Origin of the sequence: Bordetella genomosp. 10 (genome assembly GCF_002261225.1) — a bacterium.
Lineage (GTDB): Bacteria > Pseudomonadota > Gammaproteobacteria > Burkholderiales > Burkholderiaceae_B > Bordetella_C.
On sequence record NZ_NEVM01000005.1, the window covers coordinates 3204341 to 3230828 of the forward strand.

General features: G+C 63.5%; 21 protein-coding genes, 4 tRNA genes and 1 pseudogene. 6 read left to right on the plus strand and 20 right to left on the minus strand.

Features of this window, described 5'->3' with window-relative positions:
• Positions 1–307: 307 nt before the first annotated feature.
• The 3 genes and pseudogenes from CAL29_RS30385 to CAL29_RS30390 all read left to right on the plus strand — a co-directional run.
• The gene (locus tag CAL29_RS30385) at positions 308–583 is read left to right on the plus strand and encodes a DUF6881 domain-containing protein (RefSeq protein ID WP_094856561.1); all 276 of its coding nucleotides are present in this window, start codon (positions 308–310) and stop codon (positions 581–583) included.
• Between the two features lie 715 nt (positions 584–1298).
• Complete coding sequence (imm47, locus tag CAL29_RS31485) at positions 1299–2072, plus strand: Imm47 family immunity protein (protein ID WP_143277783.1); 774 nt, start codon at positions 1299–1301, stop codon at positions 2070–2072.
• A gap of 112 nt (positions 2073–2184) precedes the next feature.
• Positions 2185–2397: pseudogene (locus tag CAL29_RS30390) on the plus strand (integrase core domain-containing protein); the annotation flags it as partial.
• Between the two features lie 98 nt (positions 2398–2495).
• On the opposite strand, the gene CAL29_RS31490 reads toward CAL29_RS30390, so the two are convergent.
• From CAL29_RS31490 to CAL29_RS30465, 15 genes are all read right to left on the minus strand, one after another.
• Positions 2496–2747 (minus strand): hypothetical protein, encoded by a 252-nt coding sequence (locus CAL29_RS31490; protein ID WP_143277784.1) that lies wholly within the window; start codon positions 2745–2747, stop codon positions 2496–2498.
• Positions 2748–3060: 313 nt separating this feature from the next.
• Entirely contained in the window at positions 3061–7317 is a 4257-nt protein-coding gene (rpoC, locus tag CAL29_RS30400) for a DNA-directed RNA polymerase subunit beta' (RefSeq protein ID WP_256977823.1), read from the minus strand.
• The gene (rpoB, locus tag CAL29_RS30405; RefSeq protein WP_094856563.1) at positions 7317–11429 is read right to left on the minus strand and encodes a DNA-directed RNA polymerase subunit beta; all 4113 of its coding nucleotides are present in this window, start codon (positions 11427–11429) and stop codon (positions 7317–7319) included. The genes rpoC and rpoB overlap by 1 nt, the downstream gene beginning before the upstream one ends.
• A 168-nt stretch (positions 11430–11597) precedes the next feature.
• Positions 11598–11981 (minus strand): 50S ribosomal protein L7/L12, encoded by a 384-nt coding sequence (gene rplL, locus CAL29_RS30410; RefSeq protein WP_094856564.1) that lies wholly within the window; start codon positions 11979–11981, stop codon positions 11598–11600.
• 78 nt (positions 11982–12059) lie between these two features.
• Positions 12060–12590 (minus strand): 50S ribosomal protein L10, encoded by a 531-nt coding sequence (gene rplJ, locus CAL29_RS30415; protein WP_094856565.1) that lies wholly within the window; start codon positions 12588–12590, stop codon positions 12060–12062.
• Positions 12591–12868: 278 nt separating this feature from the next.
• A complete protein-coding gene (gene rplA / locus CAL29_RS30420) occupies positions 12869–13573 on the minus strand; it encodes a 50S ribosomal protein L1 (protein ID WP_094856566.1) in 705 nt (234 codons plus the stop codon).
• A gap of 2 nt (positions 13574–13575) precedes the next feature.
• Complete coding sequence (gene rplK, locus CAL29_RS30425) at positions 13576–14007, minus strand: 50S ribosomal protein L11 (RefSeq protein WP_094856567.1); 432 nt, start codon at positions 14005–14007, stop codon at positions 13576–13578.
• A gap of 64 nt (positions 14008–14071) precedes the next feature.
• Positions 14072–14605 carry a transcription termination/antitermination protein NusG gene (gene nusG, locus CAL29_RS30430; protein ID WP_094856568.1) on the minus strand — a complete coding sequence of 178 codons (534 nt, stop codon included), beginning with the start codon at positions 14603–14605 and terminating at the stop codon, positions 14072–14074.
• A gap of 10 nt (positions 14606–14615) precedes the next feature.
• Positions 14616–14996 carry a preprotein translocase subunit SecE gene (gene secE / locus CAL29_RS30435; RefSeq protein ID WP_094856569.1) on the minus strand — a complete coding sequence of 127 codons (381 nt, stop codon included), beginning with the start codon at positions 14994–14996 and terminating at the stop codon, positions 14616–14618.
• Between the two features lie 126 nt (positions 14997–15122).
• A tRNA-Trp gene (locus CAL29_RS30440) sits at positions 15123–15198 on the minus strand.
• A gap of 243 nt (positions 15199–15441) precedes the next feature.
• Positions 15442–16632, minus strand: coding sequence for an elongation factor Tu (gene tuf, locus CAL29_RS30445; RefSeq protein ID WP_094856556.1), 1191 nt, complete (start codon positions 16630–16632; stop codon positions 15442–15444).
• Positions 16633–16680: 48 nt separating this feature from the next.
• A tRNA-Thr gene (locus CAL29_RS30450) sits at positions 16681–16755 on the minus strand.
• 71 nt (positions 16756–16826) lie between these two features.
• A tRNA-Gly gene (locus tag CAL29_RS30455) sits at positions 16827–16900 on the minus strand.
• A gap of 327 nt (positions 16901–17227) precedes the next feature.
• A tRNA-Tyr gene (locus CAL29_RS30460) sits at positions 17228–17314 on the minus strand.
• Between the two features lie 67 nt (positions 17315–17381).
• Complete coding sequence (locus CAL29_RS30465; protein ID WP_094856570.1) at positions 17382–19067, minus strand: thiamine pyrophosphate-binding protein; 1686 nt, start codon at positions 19065–19067, stop codon at positions 17382–17384.
• A gap of 190 nt (positions 19068–19257) precedes the next feature.
• Between CAL29_RS30465 and CAL29_RS30470 the strand changes: the two genes are divergently transcribed.
• The 3 genes from CAL29_RS30470 (at position 19258) to CAL29_RS30480 (ending at position 22219) form a co-directional block, all read left to right on the plus strand.
• Positions 19258–20211, plus strand: coding sequence for a LysR family transcriptional regulator (locus CAL29_RS30470; protein WP_256977824.1), 954 nt, complete (start codon positions 19258–19260; stop codon positions 20209–20211).
• A 130-nt stretch (positions 20212–20341) separates the two neighbouring features.
• Positions 20342–21313: a Bug family tripartite tricarboxylate transporter substrate binding protein gene (locus CAL29_RS30475; protein ID WP_094856571.1), complete on the plus strand. Its 972-nt coding sequence runs from the start codon at positions 20342–20344 to the stop codon at positions 21311–21313.
• Positions 21314–21445: 132 nt separating this feature from the next.
• The gene (locus CAL29_RS30480; RefSeq protein ID WP_094856572.1) at positions 21446–22219 is read left to right on the plus strand and encodes a DeoR/GlpR family DNA-binding transcription regulator; all 774 of its coding nucleotides are present in this window, start codon (positions 21446–21448) and stop codon (positions 22217–22219) included.
• Positions 22220–22221: 2 nt separating this feature from the next.
• Here CAL29_RS30480 and CAL29_RS30485 read toward each other — a convergent pair whose 3' ends face one another.
• The 5 genes from CAL29_RS30485 to rsmG are packed head-to-tail and all read right to left on the minus strand — an operon-like array spanning position 22222 to position 26487.
• Entirely contained in the window at positions 22222–23244 is a 1023-nt protein-coding gene (locus tag CAL29_RS30485) for an asparaginase (RefSeq protein ID WP_094856573.1), read from the minus strand.
• A 2-nt stretch (positions 23245–23246) separates the two neighbouring features.
• A complete protein-coding gene (locus tag CAL29_RS30490; RefSeq protein ID WP_094856574.1) occupies positions 23247–24164 on the minus strand; it encodes a ParB/RepB/Spo0J family partition protein in 918 nt (305 codons plus the stop codon).
• 2 nt (positions 24165–24166) lie between these two features.
• Complete coding sequence (locus CAL29_RS30495) at positions 24167–24970, minus strand: GNAT family N-acetyltransferase (protein ID WP_094856575.1); 804 nt, start codon at positions 24968–24970, stop codon at positions 24167–24169.
• A 6-nt stretch (positions 24971–24976) separates the two neighbouring features.
• Entirely contained in the window at positions 24977–25777 is an 801-nt protein-coding gene (locus CAL29_RS30500; protein ID WP_094856576.1) for a ParA family protein, read from the minus strand.
• Positions 25774–26487 carry a 16S rRNA (guanine(527)-N(7))-methyltransferase RsmG gene (gene rsmG / locus CAL29_RS30505; RefSeq protein WP_094856577.1) on the minus strand — a complete coding sequence of 238 codons (714 nt, stop codon included), beginning with the start codon at positions 26485–26487 and terminating at the stop codon, positions 25774–25776. The genes CAL29_RS30500 and rsmG overlap by 4 nt, the downstream gene beginning before the upstream one ends.
• Position 26488: the final 1 nt, after the last annotated feature.

Consider the following 26488-nt stretch of genomic DNA (forward strand, 5'->3'; position numbering starts at 1 on the left):
AAAAATCCACTCAAACCGATCACCGACACTATTTATTGAGCCATCCAGTTGATGTAACGTAGCCCCGTTATTCAGACCAAATGGAGTCGCGCGACCTGCATAGTTATCATCGACTATATCAGGGAAGCCATGAGCTACGGGCGTGCCCGGGAACTCCTGCGTCGCGAATGGACCAGGAAGCTGCGTCGGTCAACCCGGAATTTTCGACCCTGCCTCATCGAGCACCGTACGACAATCCAAATAACGTGGGATACGAAATTCCCCTTGACATCACAGGACGAATCATGAACAGCAGAAAGGTTGGGCCATGAATTTCATTCGAGTGAACTGGAAACACGATCTTCCTTCAGAACCAACCACCATTTACAGTGAAGTCGACGACAGCGGGTGGGAACTGCGGAAGGTAGAAGTCTTCGCGAACGGAGCGATGGGCTACGCCAGCAAACTAAAGTCAGCCGGAGGAACAGGGCTTAGCAAGGAGCCCTTGCCATCGTTGAATGAAATCGCAATCGACCCGCAGTTTGATCCCGTCGTGATTTCACCGGACGATTTTGAGCGGATTTGGAAAACCGCGGCTTCCTAAATGACTTCCACCCCGTCCCAAGCGATACCAAACAACCCGATCCTGGTGGGACGCGAGCGACTTCATCGACTTCACGACGGAATACCCCGATGATGTGTTCCACACATCCAGCAAGTTCTGGGTAAAGGGCGGTGTTGACTTGCTCGCGCTGCTGAACAAGCGTGGCGCCGAGGGCGGCTAATGCGGTCGCTCTCGGAGCGACATGCATCGGTTTCTGGAGCAATCATCTAAGCCTGCCGAAGTTTCCAGTGATCACGCTTTTCATGATCACCAAGCGCAGGCGGTATGTTCTCGGTCCTGCTCCGATTCAGGGACAAACAATCAGCGTTCCGGTGAGCATGTTATTCCTGCTCGGAGACCATCCGCTAGCAATTGAGAGAATTGGTCCGTACGAGGGGGAGCTGGCATTCGATGGCGCAGTGGAGTCGCGTCGCACGCTTACGGAATACATCGGTGACTCGCATAGACGAGCAAGGCCTTGGCGAAAAACACGAGGTAATATTGTCTCCGGCGCCGACGTGAGGGCCGCGCGAGCAGAGTACAGCCGCTACACGACAAGGGATTTTGCCCGAGGGGCACCGTGTGCAAGGCCTCGCATTGGGGGGGAAAATACAGCGAGCAATATTGTTTTTACGGGTAAAAGAAAGGTTCCAGTCTTTCAGAATCGGGTAATGGCTTGGCAGTGGAAGCAAGGCCTGCGTTGAGAGGTAATTAATTGGAAAAATTCGACATCATAAATCCTGGCGTATGGTTCGGCCCGTTATCTGAAAGCTCCAATTTGGCTTTGGAAACACACGATAGCGCGAAAACTCGGCTTGAAAAACTTTGCGCGCGCATGAAGTCCGGAGATTTCTCTGCCCGGCCCCAGCTTGAACAGCTTATCCTTTCTAGCGAGGAAACTGCAGTCGTTAGACAGGCTATTCGCTTATATTGCTTCACATGTAGGCACAAGAATGTCGAGTTTATCGGTCGAGCAATCGAGAAAATGTCGCATGACGACGTTAGTACTTGGGTCTCGTCAGCGCCAGACACCCTTTCGCCAGAAATCGTTCCGTATCTCTTTGCCCTCTTAGGTAAGCATTCGGATACGTCCGTTATCGATGATGTATTGGCATCACTCTACAGATTGTTTCCCTCAAAATTTTCTGAGAGCGATGATAATCTCTCTGCCCTTGCACAGCGTTTTAACGCTTTTGGTATGGGGCGCGTCCAGAGTGCCTACTATTACCAAGATGCGCTCTCGCATCCGGGCGCTCTGTGCAAAACGCTGATCACAACGACCGCCGAAGTTAGCTCTAAAGGTATCGAATTTCCACTCGCGAATATTCCGACAATTCTTTCTATATGGAGTGGAATCGAATGTCCGGTCTCTTACGGGCAGAAGCTGGATAATGAGGCCTTGCCTAAGGTCATGAATTACGTTCGACTCCTTTCCGAGATGCAATGGCATGAGGGATCGAAATACTTCTACCGGCATGAGGTAAAGTAACTTCGTAAACGTCGACCCCGATTACATTGACAGTTCTGCCAGCGCCTCGTTCTGTCGGTTGAAAACCGCTTCGGTGGCACGTTGAAATCGCCTCACACCATCGAGTGGCTGACCGGTGTGCAAAGCGCAGAGCAACGGAATGGCCGAGAGCTTCGTGAAAACTGATGAAGCCGGATTATGTCGCCTTCGTGCCCAAGCCCGATGCCAATGCTGCGGCACATAACCTGGCCCTGGCTTCAAGCACTACAACGAAACGCATCCAAACAGTGCGTTGAAGTATCGTCCACCCCAAAAGTTTCGGCGTCTGACCGCTTTATCAGCCTAATTTGGCAGAGCCGAAAAGTCGCGTGCACATAGGCACTGTTAAGTACGCTCAGATTTGGTCAGACTACAGCAATGCAAAAGTGGTGTCTGCTCGGCTTCTCAAAACTGCAACTGCGACAAAACCCGATCTAAGTCTGCATCCGATAAACCACGTCCTGTTTGATGGATATCCCATTTCCACACAGCTTGGACGACCGGGGTGTCGACCTCGCGATACAAGTCGACGACCATAAATCCCAGCGCACTTTTGTTAACGCCATATGCGGCAGCCATTTCCCGAAGCACGGCAGAAGGCATTGCCGTGCGGAGGCGTTCACGCCATTTTTCGATGTCTTCTGAAGGTAAATTCAATTCAGTTCCCCGGCTTACGGAAGAGTGCGTACACGTTCGAGCCGTCGGTCGTGATGTTTTCGACTTGGCCTATAACCATAGCTATTAGCGAGCTTGCTCCGCGAATTCCTTTTACATCCACGTCCGCCTGCTGGAGACGGGTCGTCATCCCGTGGAACATGTCGCTCCCGGACCCGTATTGTGCTCGAAGATCGACAGCGCGCTGCTTCTGGATCACCCGCACCAAAAGAAAACCCCCATTCGGCAGCGCGCCGAATGGGGGTTTTGTTTTCCGATGCCGCCGCCTCGCGGCGGTGGCTATCGAAAGTACTGCTTAGATGCTGCTGTCGTCGCCGGTGGCCGGGGCTTCCGGTTGTTGAGCGTCCACGTCGTGCTCGGTGTCCACGGTAACCGGGGCGTCCTCGAACGGGTTGGCCATCTGGCGGGCGGCTTCGCGTTCGGCCGCTTCCATGGCTTCCTTGTCCTTGCGGGCAATGTGATAAGCCAGGCCGGTGCCCGCGGGGATCAGACGACCCACGATGACGTTTTCCTTCAGGCCACGCAGGTCGTCGCGCTTGCCCATGATGGCCGCTTCGGTCAGCACCCGCGTCGTTTCCTGGAAGGAAGCGGCGGAGATGAACGAATCGGTGGACAGCGACGCCTTCGTGATGCCCAGCAGCACGTTGTCGTAGGTAGCGCCACGCTTGCCTTCGGCTTCGACGCGATCGTTCTCGTTCAGCAGTTCCGAACGCTCGACCTGCTCGCCGGTGATGAACTCGGTATCGCCGGCGTCGACGATGTTCACGCGACGCAGCATCTGGCGAACGATCACCTCGATGTGCTTGTCGTTGATCTTCACGCCTTGCAGACGATACACGTCCTGCACCTCGTCGACGATGTAGGTCGCCAGCTTCTCGATACCCTGCAGGCGCAGGATGTCGTGCGGGTCGGCCGGACCGTCGACGATCATTTCGCCCTTGTTCACCACCTGGCCGTCGTGCACCAGAACCTGCTTTTCCTTCGGAATCAGGAACTCGTGGCTGACGCCTTCCAGGTCGGTGATGACCAGGCGCTGCTTGCCCTTGGTGTCCTTGCCGAACGAGACCGTGCCGGTGACGTCGGCAAGCATGCCGGCATCCTTGGGCGAACGGGCTTCGAACAGCTCGGCCACGCGCGGCAGACCGCCGGTAATGTCGCGGGTCTTTTGCGATTCCTGCGGAATACGCGCCAGCACTTCACCCACGGACACCTGCTGCGCGTCGCGCACGGTAATCAGCGCGCCGACCGGGAACGAGATGTTCACCGAGTGATCGGTGCCGGCGATCTTGACCTCTTCGCCGTTCTCGTTGACCAGCTTGATCTGCGGACGCATGACGATCTTGCCGCCGCGCGTCTTCGGCGTGATGACGACCAGGGTCGACAGGCCGGTGACTTCGTCCACCTGCTTGGCGACGGTAACGCCTTCCTCGATGTTCTCGAAGCGCACCTGGCCGGCGTACTCCGACACGATCGGACGGGTCAGCGGATCCCAGGTCGCCAGGCGGGCGCCGGCCTTGACCGCTTCGCCGTCGCCGGCGAGCACGGTCGCGCCGTACGGGATCTTGTGGCGTTCGCGCTCGCGGCCGTTGTCGTCATGGATGACGATTTCACCGGAACGCGAAATCGCGATGCGCTCGCCCTTGGCGTTGGTCACGTAACGCATGGTGCTGGCGAAGGCCACCGTACCGGTCGACTTCGTTTCCACCGCGCTGGCCAGGGCCGAACGCGACGCCGCGCCACCGATGTGGAACGTACGCATCGTCAACTGCGTGCCCGGTTCGCCGATGGACTGCGCGGCGATCACGCCGACGGCTTCGCCGACGTTGACGATGTAGCCACGGCCCAGGTCGCGGCCATAGCAGTGCGCGCACAGGCCATGGCGGGTTTCGCAAGTCAGCGGCGTGCGCACGCGGACTTCGTCCACGCCGATGCGGTCGATCAGGTCGACGGCATCTTCGTCCAGCAGCGAACCGGCCGCCAGGGCGGTTTCCTGCGTGTCCGGGTTGACGATGTCGGTCGCGGCGACGCGGCCCAGGATGCGGTCGCGCAGCGGTTCGATGACTTCGCCGCCTTCGACCAGCGCCTTCATCGCGTAGCCCTGCGTGGTGCCGCAGTCGTTCTCGATGATGACCAGGTCCTGCGTCACGTCGACCAGACGGCGGGTCAGGTAGCCCGAGTTCGCCGTCTTCAGCGCCGTATCGGCCAGGCCCTTACGCGCGCCGTGGGTCGAGATGAAGTACTGAAGCACGTTCAGGCCTTCACGGAAGTTCGCGGTGATCGGCGTTTCGATGATCGAGCCGTCAGGCTTGGCCATCAGGCCGCGCATGCCGGCCAACTGGCGGATCTGGGCGGCGGAACCGCGGGCGCCCGAGTCGGCCATCATGTAGATGGAGTTGAACGACTCCTGGCGCACTTCCTCGCCGTGGCGGTTGACCACGGGTTCGGTGGCCAGTTGCTCCATCATCGCCTTGCCGACCTTGTCGCCGGCCTTGCCCCAGATGTCCACCACGTTGTTGTAGCGTTCCTGGGACGTGACCAGACCCGACGAGTACTGCTTGTCGATTTCCTTCACTTCCTTGCTGGCCTCGGCCAGGATGGACTCCTTGGCCGACGGGATCAGCATGTCGCCCATGGCGATCGAGATGCCGCCGCGCGTGGCCAGGCGGAAGCCCGACTGCATCAGCTTGTCGGCAAAGATCACCGTGTCGCGCAGGCCGCAACGGCGGAACGACTGGTTGATCAGGCGCGAGATTTCCTTCTTCTTCAGCGCCTTGTTCAGCACCGTGAAGGGCAGGCCCTTGGGCAGGATCTCGGACAGCAGCGCGCGGCCGACCGTGGTTTCGTGGCGGCGCAGGACCGGCTGCCATTCGCCTTGTTCGTCGCGTTCGAATTCCTTCAGGCGCACGGTGATGCGCGTCTGCAGTTCGACTTCGCCGTTGTCGTAGGCGCGCTGCACTTCAGCGACGTCGGTGAAGAAAATGCCTTCGCCCTTGCCGTTGATGCGCTCGCGGGTCGTGTAGTACAGACCCAGCACGATATCCTGCGACGGCACGATCGACGGTTCGCCGCTGGCCGGGAACAGCACGTTGTTGGAGGCCAGCATCAGGGTGCGGGCTTCCAGTTGCGCTTCCAGCGACAGCGGCACGTGAACGGCCATCTGGTCGCCGTCGAAGTCGGCGTTGAACGCCGCGCAGACCAGCGGATGCAACTGGATCGCCTTGCCTTCGATCAGCACGGGTTCGAACGCCTGGATGCCCAGGCGGTGCAGCGTCGGCGCGCGGTTCAGCATGACCGGGTGCTCGCGGATCACCTCTTCGAGGATGTCCCACACCACCGGTTCCTGGCCTTCCACCAGCTTCTTCGCGGCCTTGATGGTCGTCGCCAGGCCCATCATTTCCAGGCGATTGAAAATGAAGGGCTTGAACAGCTCCAGCGCCATCAGCTTGGGCAGGCCGCACTGGTGCAGCTTGAGCTGCGGACCCACCACGATCACCGAACGGCCCGAGTAGTCGACGCGCTTGCCCAGCAGGTTCTGGCGGAAGCGGCCGCTCTTGCCCTTGATCATGTCGGCCAGCGACTTGAGCTGGCGCTTGTTGGCGCCCGTCATGGCCTTGCCGCGGCGGCCGTTGTCCAGCAGCGAATCGACCGCTTCCTGCAGCATGCGCTTTTCGTTGCGCAGGATGATTTCCGGCGCCTTCAGTTCGAGCAGGCGCTTCAGGCGGTTATTGCGGTTGATGACGCGGCGGTACAGGTCGTTCAGGTCGGAGGTCGCGAAGCGGCCGCCGTCCAGCGGCACCAGCGGACGCAGGTCCGGCGGCAGCACGGGCAGCACTTCCATGACCATCCATTCGGCCTTGATGCCGGACTTCTGGAAGCCTTCCAGCACCTTCAGGCGCTTGGAGATCTTCTTGATCTTCGCTTCCGAGCTGGTGGCCTTCAGTTCGCCGCGCAGCGTTTCCACTTCACGGTCGATGTCGATGGTGCGCAGCAGTTCGCGCACGGCCTCCGCGCCCATCAGGGCACGGAAGTCGTCGCCGTATTCCTCGGTCTTGGCCAGGAAATCGTCGTCCGACATGATCTGGCCGCGCTTGAGCGGCGTCATGCCGGGCTCGATCACGCACCAGGCTTCGAAGTACAGCACGCGCTCGATGTCGCGCAGCGTCATGTCGAGCACCATGCCCAGGCGCGACGGCAGGCTCTTCAGGAACCAGATGTGCGCGACCGGGCTGGCCAGCTCGATGTGGCCCATGCGTTCACGGCGAACCTTGGCGACGGTGACTTCCACGCCGCACTTTTCGCAGATCACGCCGCGATGCTTCAGGCGCTTGTACTTGCCGCACAGGCACTCGTAGTCCTTGATCGGACCGAAGATCTTCGAGCAGAACAGGCCGTCACGCTCGGGCTTGAACGTGCGGTAGTTGATGGTTTCGGGCTTGCGGACTTCGCCGTAGGACCACGAACGGATTTTCTCGGGCGAGGCGATGCCGATCTTGATGGCATCGAACTGCTCGTCTTGCGAGACTTGCTTGAATAGGTCGAGTAGCGCTTTCATTAGTTACGCTCCAAATCCATGTCCAGGGCCAACGAGCGGATTTCCTTGACCAGCACGTTGAACGATTCCGGCATGCCGGCGTCGATGACGTGGTCGCCCTTGACGATGTTTTCGTAAACCTTCGTACGACCGGTGATGTCGTCCGACTTGACCGTGAGCATTTCCTGCAGGGTGTAGGAAGCGCCGTAGGCTTCGAGCGCCCACACTTCCATTTCCCCGAAACGCTGGCCACCGAACTGCGCCTTGCCGCCCAGCGGCTGCTGGGTCACCAGGGAGTACGGGCCGGTCGAACGGGCGTGCATCTTGTCGTCGACCAGGTGGTGCAGCTTCAGGTAGTGCATGTAGCCCACGGTGACCGGACGCTCGAATTTCTCGCCGGTGCGGCCGTCGAACAACCAGGCCTGGGTACGCGAGTCGGTAAGCTGCATGCGCTTGGCGACGTCGTCCGGGTAGGCCAGTTCCAGCATCTTGGTGATTTCCTCTTCGGTCGCGCCGTCGAACACGGGCGTGGCGAAGGGAACGCCATTCTTCAGGTTGTTGGCCATTTCGACGACTTCGTCATCGGTCAGCTCGTCGATGCGCGCGCCGGAGCCGGTCGTGTTGTAGACCTTCTCCAGGTAGGCGCGCAGCGACTTCGCCTGCGCCGTGCGCTCGTCGCGCAGCAGGTCGGCGATGCGATGGCCCACGCCCTTGGCGGCCCAGCCCAGGTGCACTTCCAGCACCTGGCCGACGTTCATCCGCGACGGCACGCCCAGCGGGTTCAGCACGATGTCGGCGGGGGTGCCGTCGGCCATGTGCGGCATGTCTTCCACCGGGGTGATGCGCGAGACCACGCCCTTGTTGCCGTGACGGCCGGCCATCTTGTCGCCGGGCTGCAGGCGGCGCTTGACGGCAAGGTAGACCTTGATCATCTTGAGCACGCCCGGGGGCAGCTCGTCGCCCTGCGTCAGCTTCTTGCGCTTTTCCTCGAAGGCCAGGTCGAACTGGTGGCGCTTCTGTTCGAGCGATTCCTTGGCCTGTTCCAGCACGACGGCGTGCTGTTCATCGGCCAGGCGAATGTCGAACCACTGCCAGCGGTCCAGGTCGGCCAGGTAGGCCTTGGTGACGGTTGCGCCCTTGGCCAGCTTGCGCGGGCCGCCGTTGACGGTCTTGTTCACCAGCATCTTTTCGAGACGGTCGAACTGGTCGTTCTCGACGATGCGCAACTGGTCGTTCAGGTCCTGGCGATAGCGGCGCAGTTCATCGTCGATGATGGACTGGGCGCGCTTGTCGCGCACGATGCCTTCGCGCGTGAAGACCTGGACGTCGATCACCGTGCCGGTCATGCCCGAGGGCACGCGCAGCGAGGTGTCCTTCACGTCCGACGCCTTTTCGCCGAAGATCGCGCGCAGCAGCTTTTCTTCCGGCGTCAGTTGGGTCTCGCCCTTGGGCGTGACCTTGCCGACCAGCACGTCGTCGGCGCTGACTTCGGCGCCGATGTAGGTGATGCCGGATTCATCCAGGCGATTCAACTGGGTTTCGGCCAGGTTGCTGATGTCGCGCGTGATTTCTTCCGGTCCGAGCTTGGTGTCGCGGGCGACCACGGTCAGCTCCTCGATGTGGATCGAGGTATAGCGATCGTCGGCCACGACCTTTTCGGAGATCAGGATCGAGTCTTCGAAGTTGTAGCCGTTCCAGGGCATGAACGCGATCAGCATGTTCTGGCCCAGGGCGAGTTCGCCCAGGTCCGTCGACGCGCCGTCGGCCAGCACATCGCCCTTGGCGACCTTGTCGCCTCGGGCGACGATGGGACGCTGGTTGATGTTGGTGTTCTGGTTGGAACGGGTGTACTTGATGAGGTTGTAGATGTCCACGCCGACTTCGCCGGCGACGTTTTCGTCGTCGTTGACGCGGATCACCACGCGCTCGGCGTCGACGTGGTCGACCACGCCGCCGCGCAGCGCCTGCACGGTGGTGCCGGAGTCGACCGCCACGGTGCGCTCGATGCCGGTGCCGACGACGGGCTTCTCGGGACGCAGGCAAGGCACGGCCTGGCGCTGCATGTTGGCGCCCATCAACGCACGGTTCGCGTCATCGTGCTCCAGGAAGGGAATCAGCGAGGCCGCGACCGAAACGATCTGCGACGGCGCCACGTCCATGTAGTGCACGTTGGCCGGCGAGGTCAGCATGGTTTCGCCCGCTTCGCGGCAAGCCACCAGGTCGTCGATGAAACGGCCTTCGCTGTCGAGCGCGGCGTTGGCCTGCGCGATCACGTAGTGGCTTTCCTCGATGGCCGACAGATAGTCGATCTGGTCGCTGACGCGGCCGTCGATGATCTTGCGGTACGGAGTTTCCAGGAAGCCGTACTCGTTCAGGCGCGCATACAGCGCCATCGAGTTGATCAGGCCGATGTTCGGGCCTTCCGGCGTTTCGATCGGGCACACGCGGCCGTAGTGCGTGGGATGCACGTCGCGCACTTCGAAACCGGCGCGTTCGCGGGTCAGACCGCCCGGGCCCAGGGCCGAGACGCGGCGCTTGTGGGTGATTTCCGACAGCGGGTTGGTCTGGTCCATGAACTGGGACAACTGGCTCGAACCGAAGAACTCCTTGATGGCGGCCGAGATCGGCTTGGAGTTGATCAGGTCGTGCGGCATCAGGTTTTCCGTCTCGGCCTGGCCCAGACGTTCCTTGACGGCGCGCTCGACGCGCACGAGGCCGGCGCGGAACTGGTTCTCGGCCAGTTCGCCGACACAACGCACGCGGCGGTTGCCCAGGTGATCGATATCGTCGATCTGGCCACGGCCGTTACGCAGCTCGACCAGGACCTTGATCGTTTCGAGGATGTCCTCGTTGGTCAGGGTCATGGGGCCGGTGATGTCCTCGCCGCGACCCAGGCGGCTGTTGACCTTCATCCGGCCGACGCGCGACAGGTCGTAGGTTTCCTCGCTGTAGAACAGGCGCTGGAACAGGGCCTCGACGGCTTCCTCGGTGGGCGGCTCGCCGGGGCGCATCATGCGGTAGATGGCGACGCGGGCGGCCATCTGGTCGGCGGTTTCGTCGGTGCGCAGGGTCTGCGAGATGTACGGGCCGCGGTCCAGGTCGTTGGTGTACAGCGTCTGGAAATCGAGCACGTTGGCGGCGCGCAGGGCGCTCAGCACGCTTTCGGTGATCTCGTCGTTGGCGCGCGCCACCACTTCGCCGGTGTCGGGATCGACGATGTTCTTGGCCAGCACGCGGCCGTAGAGGAATTCCTCGGGCACGGAGATGCGCTGGATGCCGCCGGCAGCCAGGTCGCGCAGGTGCTTGGCGTTGATGCGCTTGTCTTTTTCGACGATGACCTTGCCGCTGCGATCGGAAATGTCGAAGCGGGCCATTTCGCCCTTCCAGCGCTCGGGCACGAATTCCATCATGCCGCCTTCGCTCTTCAACTCGAAATTATCGAAGTCGAAGAAGTGGGCCAGGATGGATTCCGGCGTCATGCCGATGGCCTTCAGCAGGATGGTGACGGGCATCTTGCGGCGGCGGTCGACACGGAAGAACAGCACGTCCTTCGGATCGAATTCGAAGTCCAGCCACGAACCGCGGTAGGGAATCACGCGCGCCGAGAACAGGAGCTTGCCGGAGCTGTGCGTCTTGCCGCGGTCGTGCTCGAAGAACACGCCCGGCGAACGGTGCAACTGCGAAACGATGACGCGCTCGGTGCCGTTGATGACGAAGGAGCCGGTGCCCGTCATGAGCGGAATTTCGCCCATGTAGACTTCCTGTTCCTTCACTTCCTTGACCGTGGGCTTGCTGACTTCGCGGTCGAGCAGCACCAGGCGCACCTTGGCGCGCAGCGGCGAGGCGTAGGTCAGGCCACGTTGTTGACATTCCTTGACATCGAACACCGGCTCGCCGAGCACGTAGCTGACGAACTCAAGACGCGCCATTCCGTTGTGGCTGACGATGGGGAATATCGACGAAAACGCCGCCTGTAAACCATCGTTGGCTCGCTGCGACGGGGCGGTTTCCGCCTGCAGAAAAGTTAGGTAGGATTGAAGCTGCGTTGCAAGCAGAAAGGGTACGTTCTGGACGTCTTCACGCTTGGCGAAGCTTTTGCGGATGCGCTTTTTTTCGGTGTACGAGTAAGGCATGAGCACTCCGACTCGAGGTTGCATGGGCCGTCAACCACGGCCCGGGGTGATACCACTGATATACGACTCCAGAAAACCCTTCTGAGCTTGCGGCCAAAGGGGTTTCCTGGAAACGCAAAAGCCCGGGGACGGCAAACTGCACTGTCCCCGGGCAAGTCAACGCAGGTCTTACTTGACTTCGACCTTGGCGCCGGCTTCTTCCAGCTTCTTCTTGGCGGCTTCGGCGTCAGCCTTGGCAACGCCTTCCTTGACGGGCTTCGGAGCGCCGTCAACCAGGTCCTTCGCTTCCTTCAGACCGAGACCGGTCAGTTCGCGAACGGCCTTGATGACGCTGACCTTGTTCGCGCCGGCTTCAGCCAGGACGACGGTGAACTCGGTCTGCTCTTCAGCGGCAGCGGCGGCGCCACCACCAGCGGCGGGGGCGGCAACGGCAACAGCGGCGGCAGCAGCCGACACGCCGAACTTCTCTTCCAGATCCTTGATCAGTTCCGACAGTTCGAGAACGGTCAGGCCAGCGATGGCGTCAAGGATTTCAGCTTTGTTAAGGGCCATTTTTAAGAACTCCAGATTTTGGTAATGCCAGGGTTTGGTTGTCGCTCGGTCGTACAGCGAATTCCGGGACTGCGGCGATTAAGCCGCGGCCTTTTCCTTTTGGTCGCGCACGGCAGCGAGGCCGCGGGCGAACTTGGTCGGAACTTCGTTGAGCGTACGTGCGAATTGCGCGATCGGGGCTTGCATGGTGCCCAGCAGCTTCGCCAACAACTCTTCGCGGGACGGCAGCGAGGCAAGCGCCTGCACACCGTTTTGGGTCAAGAGGCTGCCCGGCAGGGAGCCGCCCTTGATAACCAGCTTGTCGTTGGTTTTGGCGAACGTGGAGAGCACCTTGGCCGGCGCGACCGGATCAGCGCTGATACCATAGATCAGCGGACCGGAAAGTTGCTCGGCCAGCGGCTCGAAAGCCGTGCCAGCAACAGCGCGACGAGCCAGCGAGTTCTTCAGAACACGCAGGTACACGCCCGATTCACGCGCAGTCTTGCGCAGTACGGTGACAGAGGCGACGTCCAGACCACGGTACTCGGCGATGACAATCGATTGAGCCTTGGCGACTTGCGCCGAGACTTCCTCGATCACCACTGCTTTCTCTTGGCGATTGAGACTCACGGTTTGAACACTCCATCAAAAGACGCGTCGGGGATAATCCCTGGGCGTCAACCGAATGCGGCGACCTGGTCGAGTTCTTCAGGTAAAGAATTCTTCCATGGGACGCCGTCTACGCTGGATCCGAACCGGACAGGCTTCGGTATTAAGCAGAGATCGGAGCTTCCCTTCCCGTTGCCGGGAAACGAAGACCGCCGACATCCGCTCCAGCGGTCTTTGACAGCAACGTCCGGCCGGTTGACCGGACGCAGCCCAAAGTTCGTTTGCTAGTCAGCGGCCGCTCAGGCAGCGGGGGCGGACAGCGAGGCGATTTCGACGCGAGCACCGCCGCCCATCGTGGACGAGACGGCCAGCTTGCGCAGATACACGCCCTTGGCAGCAGCCGGACGCGCCTTTTGCAGGGCGTCGACCAGGGCGGCCAGGTTGGTTTGCAACTGTTCCACGCCGAAAGAGGCGCGGCCGATGGTGGCGTGAATGATGCCGGCCTTGTCGGTGCGGTACTGCACCTGACCTGCCTTGGCGTTCTTCACGGCGGTGGCGACGTCGGGGGTCACGGTGCCGACCTTGGGGTTCGGCATCAGACCGCGCGGGCCCAGGATCTGACCCAGGGCGCCGACGACACGCATCGTGTCGGGCGAGGCGATGACCACGTCGAAATCCATCTGGCCAGCCTTGATCTGCTCGGCCAGGTCTTCCAGGCCGACGATGTCGGCGCCGGCGGCCTTGGCGGCTTCGGCCTTGTCGCCTTGGGCGAACACGGCGACGCGCACGGACTTGCCGGTACCGGCCGGCAGGACCACGGAGCCACGGACCAGTTGGTCCGACTTCTTCGGGTCGATGCCGAGCTGCACGGCGACGTCGATGGATTCATCGAACTTGGCCGTGGCGGTTTCCTTGATCAGGTTCAGGGCGTCGGCGACCGGATACAGCTTGGTGCGGTCGATCTTTTCACGCAAGGCGGCGGCGCGCTTGGACAGTTTTGCCATGATCAGATGCCCTCCACGGTGATGCCCATGCTGCGGGCGCTGCCGGCGATCGTGCGAACGGCGGCTTCCAGGTCGCCGGCCGTCAGGTCCGGTTCCTTGGTCTTGGCGATTTCTTCAGCCTGGGCGCGCGTCAGCTTGCCGACCTTGTCGGTGTGGGGCGTGGGCGAACCCTTCTGCACGCCGGCGGCCTTCTTGATCAGAATGGTCGCGGGCGGCGTCTTCATCACGAAGGTGAAGCTCTTGTCCGCGAAAGCGGTGATCACCACCGGAATCGGCAGACCGGGCTCCATGCCCTGCGTCTTGGCGTTGAACGCCTTGCAGAATTCCATGATGTTCAGGCCGCGCTGACCCAGCGCCGGACCGATCGGGGGAGAGGGATTGGCCTTACCAGCCGGCACTTGCAGCTTGATAAAGCCGACGATCTTCTTCGCCATGCTTAGCTCCTTGCGGGTTCAAACGCCGTCCCGCACAAGCGGATGGCTCCCCGGGGTTGAAAGATCAGGTCTTTTCGACCTGACTGAAATCCAGTTCGACGGGCGTGGCGCGGCCGAAAATGGTCACGGACACACGCACCTTGCTCTTCTCGTAGTTGACTTCCTCGACATTGCCGTTGAAGTCAGCAAACGGACCTTCCTTGACGCGCACCATTTCACCCACTTCGAAGAGGATCTTGGGACGCGGTTTTTCCACACCCTCTTCCATCTGGGAGAGGATTTTTTCGACTTCCTTTTCGGAAATCGGCGACGGACGATTGCCCGAGCCACCCAGGAAGCCGGTGACGCGGTTGGTGTTCTTCACCAAATGCCAGGTCTCGTCGGTCAGATCCATTTCAACCAGCACGTAGCCGGGGAAGATCCGCCGTTCGGAGATGGACTTCTGTCCGCCGCGCATTTCGACCACTTCTTCGGACGGCACGAGAATGCGGCCGAAGGAAGTTTGCAATGACGCACGGTCGATGCGTTCGATCAGCGCCTTCTGGACGCTCTTTTCCATGCCGGAATACACATGGACGACATACCAACGCTTACTCATTCGCCGTCCCTTATTTCCAGCCCAACAACAGGCCGTAAATGATCCATTCGATGCCCTTGTCGAGCACCCACATGAAAATGCCCATGATGGCCACGAACGCGAAGACGATGCCCGTCATCTGCGTCGTTTCCTTGCGCGTGGGCCAGGACACCCGCTTTACTTCGTTATAGGACTCGCTGGCGAAGCTCAACGTGCGGCGGCCGGGTTCGCTGAACCAGGCAATGATGGCGGCCAGAACCAGGCCGCCGACGAAAACGCCGATGCGAGCCGGCATGGGCTGCTCGCTGAGCACCGAAAACCCGACGATTCCAGCAATGATGACGAGCACCGCCAAAGCCAGCTTGAGGCGATCGGCGGTACTAGTTACAGTTTCTACGCTGGTATTGGACATTTTTGCTAGACAAGTCCGCCGTAAACGCGCGACTTGCGATATTTTCCGGAAGTCCGCGGGGACGAAGACGGGACGGCGGAAGCCGGGCTCATGGTCGGAAAGAAAAACCATTGGCCAGCGCTGTGGTGGCAGGGGCAGTAGGAATCGAACCTACAACCTTCGGTTTTGGAGACCGACGCTCTGCCAATTGAGCTATACCCCTACAGCTTGGGCTATTTCCACTGTGCCCGCACAGCTTTCCGATCGCGTTTCCATCCGGCCTGGCTGACGTAGCGAATTTCTACTGCCCGGCTGGATTCCCGGATCGGACCCCGACCTTCAAAAATGAAGGATGGAACCTTGCGGAACCATCCATAGTACTACCTTTTCTATTCCCGTGTAAAGGGAATCTTGCGGACAAAAGCAAAGGGGGCATCTGCCCCCTCCGCTATTGTCGCTTTTTTGCTTACTTGACGATGGAAGCGACGACGCCGGCGCCGACGGTACGGCCGCCTTCGCGAATGGCGAAGCGCAGGCCTTCTTCCATGGCGATCGGGGCCAGCAGGCGCACGGTCATCGACACGTTGTCACCCGGCAGAACCATTTCCTTGTCCTTCGGCAGCTCGATCGTGCCCGTCACGTCCGTCGTACGGAAGTAGAACTGGGGACGATAGCCGTTGAAGAACGGGGTGTGGCGGCCGCCTTCTTCCTTCGACAGAATGTACACCTCGGCCGTGAAGTCCGTGTGCGGGTTGATCGAACCCGGCTTGGCCAGCACCTGGCCACGCTCGACGTCTTCACGCTTGGTGCCGCGCAGCAGGATACCGACGTTGTCGCCCGCTTGACCTTGGTCCAGCAGCTTGCGGAACATTTCCACGCCCGTGCAGGTCGTCTTCACCGTCGGCTTGATGCCGACGATTTCGATTTCCTCGCCGACCTTCACGATGCCGCGCTCGATACGGCCGGTCACCACCGTGCCGCGGCCCGAGATCGAGAACACGTCTTCGACCGGCATCAGGAACGTGCCGTCGATGGCACGCTCAGGCGTCGGGATGTAGCTGTCCAGCGCGTCGGCCAGCGCCAGGATCGCCTGCTCGCCCAGCTCGCCCTTGTCGCCTTCGAGCGCCAGCTTGGCCGAACCCTTCACGATCGGCGTGTCGTCGCCCGGGAAGTCGTACTTGCTCAGCAGCTCGCGGACTTCCATTTCCACCAGTTCCAGCAGCTCGGCGTCGTCCACCATGTCCGCCTTGTTCAGGAACACGATGATGTACGGCACGCCCACCTGGCGGCTCAGCAGGATGTGTTCGCGCGTCTGCGGCATCGGGCCGTCGGCGGCCGACACCACCAGGATCGCGCCGTCCATCTGCGCCGCGCCCGTGATCATGTTCTTCACATAGTCAGCGTGGCCCGGGCAGTCAACGTGCGCGTAGTGGCGCGTCGCCGTTTCGTATTCCACGTGCGCCGTGTTGATCGTGATGCCGCGCGCCTTCTCTTCGGGCGCCGCGTCGATCTGGTCGTAGCCCTTGGCTTCGCCGCCGAACTTCGTCGACAGAACCGTCGTGATCGCCGCCGTCAGCGTCGTCTTGCCGTGGTCAACGTGACCGATCGTGCCCACGTTCACGTGCGGCTTGGTACGTTCAAACTTGCCTTTTGCCATGGCTGACTCCTGACCTGGATGTGCGAACTAAGAGAAGACACAAAAAGTTGGTGCCCATGACGCGGATCGAACGCGTGACCTCTCCCTTACCAAGGGAGTGCTCTACCACTGAGCCACATGGGCGAAAATCTTGTACGAAAACTGCCGTACGGTACTGCCAGCTACTTCACTGACTGCTTGCGCGCCAGCGCGCCTGGAGCGGGTGAAGGGAATCGAACCCTCGTCGTAAGCTTGGAAGGCTTCTGCTCTACCATTGAGCTACACCCGCGTTACCCTCAGCCCGCACTGCGACGACTGGTACTACCTGCTGTACTGCCTACACTGCTCGATGACTGCCGCCACACGGCGACCCGGCTTTCCGCCACAACAACTGCCACTGCTTTCTCCGCCCCATATTCCGCAGACCGGCCGCCGGATCCGGCGAAGGCGCAAAGCATACTCCAGACATTGCAAATCCAGGCAAACCGCGCCTGGATTCGGTCATCCACTTCGGTCTGGGAACATGCGCCATGGAAAAACACCGCGCCGCTCACCACCGTTGCCGCTTTGCTACCGCCACTGCTACGACACGCTTTCACATGCCGCTGAAGAATTCTGGTGGAGGGGATTGGATTCGAACCAATGTAGGCGCAAGGCCAACAGATTTACAGTCTGCCCCCTTTAACCACTCGGGCACCCCTCCAGCGGAGAATTCGAGATTATGGAGATGTTTGTTTTGCTTGTCAAACGATGTGCGGGATCTTTTGTCGTTACAGCACGCATTGCAGGCTGGTCGACACTTCGATGAAGGCCGGGCCCTCGGCCGCCAGGCCGGCGACGACGGCGTCCTCGATCTCTGCCTCGCGCGTGATCCGCCTGGCGGGCAGGCCGAAAGCGGCCGCCAGGGCCACGAAATCCGGATTGGTCAACGTCGTGCCGCTGACGCGCCCCGGATAGTGGCGTTCCTGGTGGATGCGGATCGATGCATAGGCGTGGTTGTTGGACACGATGAAGAGGATGGGCAAGCGCCTGTCCACGGCGGTAATCATCTCGTTGCCCGTCATCAGGAAGCCGCCGTCGCCCACCATGCAAACGGTCTTGGCGCCGCCCCGCCGCAGCGCCGTGGCCACCGCCGCGGGAACGCCGTAGCCCATGGCGCCGTCGATCGGGGCCATCAGCCGCTGCGGATACACGAAAGGGAAATGCCGGTACACCGGCGCGGCGAAAGTGCCCGCGTCCAGGCAGACCGCGACGTCGGCCGGCGCATGGCGCGCCACGCTGCGCACGACGGCGGTGAAATCCACGCCGTCGGCCGGGGTACGCTGGGGCCAGGCGGCATGCGCCTCCTGGATGGCGCGCAGCCGCCGCGCCCATGCCAGGCGCGCGGCGGGCGCGGTTTCCGTGATTGTTTCTGTGCTTGTTTCCGTTATCGCTTCGGTCGTCGTTTCCGCCATGGTTTCCGGCGCGATGGCGGCCAGCGCGCGCGCCAGTTCCGCGGGACTGCACACCAGGCCGTAATCGGCCGCGTGGTTCAGCCCCACGATGTGCGGATCGGGGTAGCAATGCGCCAGCGTCTGGCGCGGCCGCGGCAAGGCCGGAAAAGCGTAGCCCTGGGTAGGCACGTCGCCCAGCCGCGTGCCCAGCGCCAGGATGAAATCGGCCTCGTCGAAGGCGGCGATCTGCGCCGCGGGATTCGCCAGTCCCAGCTCGCCGACGTAGAGCGGATGCGTGACGGGAAACACGTCATGGCGGCGAAACGACAGCGCCACCGGCACCTGCCAGCGCTGCGCCAGTTCCCGCAGCGCCTCGCGGCCGCCGTCGTGCTCCAGCGCCCCGCCGGCGATGAGCAAGGGACGCTCGGCGCGGCGCAGCGCCTGCGCCAGGCGCGCCAGGGTGTCGTCGTCCGGCCGCAGGGGCGCGTGCGGGGCCACACGCCAGGTAGGCTGCGCGGTGGGCTGCTGCTGGATGTCCTCGGGAATCGCCAGCACCACGGGCCCCGGCGTGCCGGTGGTGGCGATACGCACCGCCTTGAACGCCGCCTCGGCCAACTGGTCCGGCTCGGTGGGTTCGAACACCCACTTGGCGACGTCGCCGAACATCTTCTGGTAGTCGATCTCCTGGAAGGCCTCGCGCCGCAGATCCTTCCTGGGAATCTGGCCGACGATGACGATCAGCGGCACGGCGTCCTGCTGCGCGGTATGCACGGCGATCGCGGCGTTGCTCATGCCCGGTCCCCGGCTGACCAGCACCACGCCCGGCCGGCCCGTCAAGCGGCCGTCGGCCACCGCCATATAGCCCGCGCCGCTTTCGTGCCGGCAGGTCACCACGTCGATGCCGGGAAAATCGACCAGGGCATCGAGGATGCCCAGATAGCTTTCGCCGGGAACGAGAAACACGCGATCGACGCCGTTGGCGTGCAGGATCCTGAGCAAGGCATGGGAAGCGGTATCGGACATGGGCGCCGCCGAGAAAAACGAACCCCGCGGGATGCGGCAGGTTCCGGAAGCAAGGATTCTTGCGTAGCCCATCCATGCCATCAATGGGACACCCACGATATCAGCTATGCCACGGCGGCATGGAATCGAACGGCATTTGCGGGCATCATCCAGACAGCCTGCCCATAATCAAAAACGCGAGGAGACACCCATGATGGACTTCAAGCGCCTCGAATACTTCCTGTCCGTCGCCGAACACGGCAGTTTCTCGCGCGCCGCCAGCGTGATCGGGGTGGCGCAGCCGGCGCTGGGCCGCCAGGTGCAGCGCCTGGAGGAGGCCTGCGGCACGAAGCTGTTCTATCGCCATGGCCGCGGCGTCGCGCTCACGCCGGAAGGCGAGGCCTTTCGCATCCGCGTCCTGCCGCTGATCCGCGAACTGGCCTCCGCGATGGATGGACTGGCCGACCCGCAACGCGCCGTCACGGGGCTGGTGCGGGTCGGCATGACGCCGACCATCCTCTCGTTGATGGGGCTGCCGCTGATCCAGCGCATGCGCGCGCGCTCGCCCGGCATCCGCCTGAACTTCCTGTCCGGCTACAGCGGCTATGTGCACGAGTGGCTGGTCGACGGGCGGCTGGACGTGGCCATCCTGCACGACGCGCGCCGGTCCCACCATATCGGCGTGGACTTCCTGGCCCAGGCCAGGCTGTTCCTGATCTCGCACCCCGGTCCGGACGCGCCCTGCAACGCGCGCGGACTGCCGCGCGACGGCCCCGTCTCCATGGCGCAGCTCGCGCAGTTGCCGCTGGCGCTGCCCAGCGCGGCGCACGGCCTGCGCCGCACGCTGGAATCCGCGGCCACCAAGGCCAAGGTGTCCCTGCGCGTGAACTACGAACTCGATACCCTGGAGTTGATGAAGGCGATGGTCATGGCCGGCGACGCGCATACGGTGCTGGCCCTGCCCGCGGTGGAGCAGGAAATACGCGCGGGCGCGCTGGTCGCCACGCCGCTGGGCGAACCCCAGTTGTCCACGCGCCTGATGGTGGCCACGTCCGTCAGCCGGCCCATGACGCGGGCCGCGCGCATGGTGGTCGACGAGCTGGGCGCCACGCTGCGCGATGCGCTGGCCCGGCGCGACCTGGACCTGCGGATAGATCTGCCCTGACGCCGCCGGGCGGCATGCAGCTAGACCGATGAAGCATAGCTGATACAAGCGCCAGACCATCGAAGAAGGGGTCGGCCCGGCAAATAATGCGGTTCACAAGAACAGAACCCGCCCGCCGGAGGAGACGATCATGGGTAGATGGAACAAGACGCTGCTGTGCGCCGCTTTGCTGGCGCTGACGACCGAGACGGCGGCAGCCGCCGGCTTTCCCGATCATCCGATCGCCATGGTGGTGCCCGTCTCCGCGGGCGGGGCCATGGACATCGCGGGACGCACGCTGGCGAAATACCTGAACCAGGAGTTGGGCCAGCCGGTCATCGTCGAGAACAAGCCGGGCGGCAGCGGCAACCTTGCCTATGGCTACGTGGCGCGGGCAAGGCCGGATGGCTATACCCTCCTCTTCTCCTACGAGGGCTTCCACGCCGGCAATCCGGCCCTGGGCAAGAACGTGTCGTGGGATCCGATCAAGAGCTTCACGCCCATCGCCGAGATCACGCGCGGTCCGCACGTCATCACGGTGCCGGCATCGCTGCCGGCCAAGACCCTGAAGGAATTCATCGAGCTGGCCAGGGACAAGCCGGGCCAGATGTACTTCGGTTCGTCGGGCACGGGCTCGATCCAGCACCTGGGCACCGAGCAGTTCAAGCTGCTCACCCACGTGCAGATGACCCACGTGCCCTACAACGGCGCCGCGCCCGCCATGCAGGATCTGCTGGCCGGCCGCATCCAGCTTCTCGTCACGACGCCGCCCACGGTCATCGGCCAGATCCAGGCCGGCCAATTGCGCGGACTGGCCATCACCAGCACCCACCGCCTGCCCATGCTGCCCGACGTGCCCACGACGGCGGAGGCCGGCCTGCCCGCCTTCACGCTGGAGGCCTGGTTCACCATGTTCGGGCCCGCCGGCCTGCCGCCGCCCGTGCAGCAGAAGCTGGCCGACGCCATGAAGAAGGTCGTGACTTCGCAAGCCTTCAAGGACGAGATCACCAAGCAAGGCTCCTATGCCAGCTACCAGCCGCCCGATGCCGTCGCGCGCATCCTGCGGGAGAGCCTGGCCCACTGGACCGGCGTCGTGAAGCAGGCCGGCATCAAGGGCGATTGAAAGGAATGCACCAGCCGGCCATGCCGGGCCGGCGCCTGGACACCTCGCGGCAACTCTGCAAACATAGGTCGCGTCGGACCGTTGCCCGCCCTTGCGGGTTCACGGACGCCCCCGACGCATACAGAGCGACCCATGTGGCAGGAAGACAGACACCGGCGCATACGCAGCATCGTGGCCACCTTGCACAGCGTGACCACGGACCGCATCGTCGACGAGCTGGGCGTGTCGCGCGAAACCGTGCGGCGCGATCTCATCGAGCTCGAAGCGCAGGGCGCATTGCGGCGCACGCATGGCGGCGTGGTGTCGCTCGCGCCCGCATCCGCATCGGCGCGCGGACGCGGCGGCGCCGGCCGCCATGAACGGCTGATCGCGCGCGCGGCCGCCGCGCGCGTGCAAGCGGGCCAGACCGTTTTCATCGATGCGGGCGAGATGGCGCTTTACCTGGCCGATGCGCTGGCGGCGATCGAAGACCTGTTCGTCGTCACCAATGCGTTCACGGTGGCGCTGCGCTTGCGCGCGGCCGCCCGCGAAGGCAGCGCGCGCGGACCGCGTGTGCTGGTGCTGGGCGGCGACTTGTCGCCGCATGCCGAGGCCACGCAGGGCGATCATACGGTGGCGCAGATCCATCGCTTTCGTGCCGATGCCGCCCTGCTCTGCCCCGTCGGACTGGATGCGCGGCATGGCGCGTCGCACGACGACCTGGGCGCCGCGGAAGTGGCGCGCGCGATGGCGGGCAATGCGCGGCAGGTCTTGTTGATGGCCGACGATACGCGGCTGGGCGCGGCGGCGCGCGTCTCCTACTGGCCCGCCGAACGCATCGCGGCGGTGTTCACGAACCGGCGCGCGCAAGGCCAGGAAGGATACGACGCGCTGGCCGCGGCGGTGGGGGAAATCGTGATCGCGTGATTTCAGCGGCTGTCGAAGATCGCCTGCAGGCGCGCGGGATCGCGCGTCTGCGTCAATGCCAGCATCAGCAGGATGCGCGCCTTCTGCGCGGACAGTTCGCCGGCGGCGACGAAGCCGGCCTCGCCGTCGTCGATCTCGGCCCCGCGGCCGACATAGCCGCTGCCCGTGCGGCTCGCGCGCACCACCGCCACGCCCTTGGCGGCCGCGCGTTTCAATGCGTCGATCGCGGCGTCCGTCGCATTGCCGTCGCCCACGCCGGCCAGCACCAGGCCGTCGTACAGCGCCGCCAGCGCATCGACGACGTCGGCCTGCAGGTCCGCGTGCGCATACACCACGGCGACGCGCGGCCACTGCTCGACGGGCCCCAGCGCCTCCAGCGGATAGCGATGAGGCATGGGCTGCGCGGGACCGTGGAACAGCGGATCGACGCCCACCATCACGCCGATGCGGCCGCCGTTGGGCGAAGCGAAGGCATTGATGCCGCTCGCGGCGACTTTCTGCACGTCGCGCGCCGTATGGATGTCGCCATTCATGATCACCAGTGGCCCGCGCTCCCTGGCCATGCCATGGCGCGCCAGCGCCACCGCCGCATACAGGTTGGCGGGCCCGTCCGCGCTCAGCGCCGTCGCGGGACGCATGGCGCCGACGAGCACCAGCGGCTTGCACGCGGGCGCGGTCAGGGCGAGAAAGAAGGCGGTTTCCTCCAGCGTGTCCGTGCCGTGCGTGACGACGACGCCTTGCACGTCATCGTCCGCGTCCAGCATCTGCACGCGCGCGGCCAGCGCCTGCCAGACCGCGTGCGTCATGTTCTGGCTGCCGACGTTGGCGACCTGCTCGGTGCGCAAGCGCGCGAGCCCGGCGAGCTGCGGCACGGACGCCATGAGTTGCGCGACGGAAATACTGCCGGCCACGTAGGACGAGGCCGTGGCGCTGGCCTGCACGCCCGCGATGGTGCCGCCCGTGGCAAGCACGGCGACCAGGGGCAGGTGCGCCTCGGACGCGCCGGACACCGCGGACGTTTCCATGCTCAGGCCTCGTCGAGCACGCCGGACATGCCCTGCTTTTCAAGCAGCGCGTTCAGATGATCCCAACCATGGAAATCGATCACGATCTGTCCGCGTTCGCGCGCGCCGATCTTCAACGCAACGCGGGTGCCCAGGAAATCGGACAAGGCTTCCTCCAGGCGCGTGACGTCGCGCGACGCGGCGGCCTTCTTCTTGCGTTCGGCGGGTTCGGCCTCCATGCTCGCGGCGGTCACGAGTTTCTCGGCTTCGCGCACCGACAGGCGCTTGGCGACGATCAGGTTGGCCAACTGTATCTGCGTCGCGGCGTCGACGGCCAGCAAGGCGCGCGCATGGCCCATGTCCACGTCGCCGGCCAGCAGCATGGTCTGCACCGGCGCGGCGAGGTTGAGCAGGCGCAGCAGATTGCTGGTGGCGGAGCGCGAGCGGCCGATGGCCTGCGCGGCCTGTTCGTGCGTCAGGCCGAACTCGTCCAGCAGGCGGCGCACGCCATGCGCTTCTTCCAGGGGGTTGAGGTCTTCGCGCTGGATGTTCTCGATCAGCGCCATCACCGCGGCGTGCTCGTCGGCCACGTCGCGCACGAGGACGGGCACTTCCGTCAGGCCGGCCAACTGCGCGGCGCGGAAACGGCGTTCGCCGGCGATGATTTCGTATTCACCGGGCAGGTCCGGCAGCGCGCGCACCAGGATGGGCTGCATGATGCCCTGCGTGCGGATCGAATCCGCCAGCTCGGTCAGCGCGCCTTCGTCCATGCGCGTGCGCGGCTGATACTTGCCGGCGCGCATGCGGGCGACCGGCAGCACCGACGGCGGGCCCTCTACTTCCTTGGTTGCCTTCTTGCTGAAGGTTTCGATGGCGGGCGCGTCGGCGCCCAGCAAGGCATCGAGCCCGCGCCCCAGGCCTTTAGGTTTTTTTGTCGCCATAATCAATCCTTGCCAAGCTGGTTATCTTGCGGCGCGCGGTACCAATAGCGGTAGCGCTCGGCGAAGCCCATCGCCCCATAAAGTCCGCGCGCGGCCTCATTCCCCATTTCGACTTGCAAATAAGCATGGCGGGCGCCGTGCGCCCTTCCTTGCGCCAGCAGATGTTCCACCAGCGCGCGGCCATAGCCGCGGCGTCTTGCCCGCGGGTCGACGACGACGTCGAACACGCCCACCAGGCCGCCGTCCATCACGGCAAGGCCCGCGCCGACGATATCGCCGTCCTTGTCGTGCGCCAGCACGCGCGCGCTGGGCATGGCGATGCCGGAGAGGCGCCGGCAGTGCTCGCGCATATGCTCGGGACCGTAGTCGCGCAGTGCGCCGGTGACCTCGGCGAATCGTTCGGGCGTGACGGTCTCGTAGCGCAACACCGGCGCCGTGGAAGGCAATGCGAGCGGCAGCTCGGCCGCCATGACCAGCGTCTGGTCGAAGCGCTCGAAGCCGCGTTGCGCCAGTTGCGCATCCAGCGCGGCGTCCACGCATACCGAGGTGATGCGGAAAATCAGGGGACGGCCCACGCGATCGTAATGCGCGCGGCAGAACGCCAGTTTTTCCTCGATGTCGAGCAACGGCGCGGCGACGGGATTGATGCTGCGCGCGCGGCGCGCCTTGGCATCGGCCCATCGCACCAGCCAGCCGTCGTAAAGCATTTGTTCACGCACCACGGTCGCGTTCAGCGTCGCTTCTTCCATGCGCGCGCTGAGCGGATCGCGGGTGGTCACTTCCATGTCGGCGGCTATCGTCTGCATGGGATTTCAACCGGCGAGCGTCTTGACGCGTTCTATCATCTCCGCGCCGAACGAGATGTAGGCTTGCGCGCCGCGCGACGAACGGTCGTACACCACGCCCGGCAAGCCATGGCTGGGCGCTTCGGCCAGGCGCACGTTGCGCGGCACGATGGTCGAGAAGACCTTGTCGCCGAAGTGCGCCTCGAGCTGCGCGGACACTTGCTGCTGCAGCGTCATGCGCGCGTCGAACATCACGCGCAGCAGGCCGATGACGCGCAGCTCCGGATTGATATTGCGATGCACGCGCTTGATGGTGTTGACGAGGTCGGACAGCCCTTCCAGCGCGAAGTATTCGCACTGCATGGGGATGATCACGCCATGCGCCGCGGCCAGGCCGTTCAGCGTCAGCAGGGACAAGGTGGGCGGGCAGTCGATGAGGACGAAATCGTAGTCGTCCGCAACCGTGTCGAGCGCGGCCTTGAGCTGGCGCTCGCGCTCCTCCATCTGGACCAGGTCGATTTCCGCGCCGGCCAGCTCCCGGTTGGCCGGCAGCACATCGTAGCCGCCGACTTCGGAATGCACGCGCGCGTCGGCGATGGTGGTGTCGCCGATCAGCACCTGATAGAGATTGGACTCCAGCGAACTCTTGTCGATGCCGCTGCCCATGGTGGCATTCCCCTGCGGATCGAGATCGACCAGCAAGACACGCTTGCCGTGCGTCGCCAGCCCTGCGGCCAGGTTGATGGCGGTGGTGGTCTTGCCGACGCCGCCCTTCTGATTGGCGATGCAGAATACGCGTGCGGGTTTACTGGGGGGAGTAGTGCTCATGGGGTTCCTAGGCTTCCGCTTGCGCGGCGCATCCAGATAAGGCAGCGCTGCGCATCGAGGTCCGGCACGGTGATGGGCTGGATGTTTTCAACGCGCCATGCACCTTGCGACTGCAACTCGTCGATTTCGTCGTCGGGTCTTTTTCCCTTCAAGGCGACGAGGGTACCACCGTCGGCCACGTGGCGTCCGGCAAGGTCGGCGAAGTCGCGCAGCGAAGCGAACGCGCGCGAGGTCACGACGTCGCAGCCGGCGGGTTCCAACTGTTCGACGCGCGCGTGCAGCGCCTGCAGGTTGGACAGGCCGAGCACGCCGGTCATCTGGCGGATGAAGGCGGTCTTTTTTTCAACGGCGTCGACGCACGCGATGCGCCAGTCGGGCCGCATGATGGCCAGGATGACGCCCGGCAGGCCCGCGCCCGCGCCGATGTCGTAAAGCTTGCCGGCGGCGGGCATGGCGCTGTCCAGCGGCGCGACGACGGCCAGGCTGTCGAAGACATGGTGGACCAGCATCTGTGCGGGATCGCGCAGCGCCGTCAGGTTGTAGGTGCGATTCCAGCGCTGCAACTGCGCGAGATAGTCCAGCAACTGCCCGACCTGGCGATCGCTCACGGGAAGGCCCAGGGCAGCGCAGCAGGCCCGCAGGCGCGCCTCCGGATCCTGCGCCGAAGCGCGGGACGGCGCGGCCGTGGCGCCGCCCTCCGCCGCCTTCATG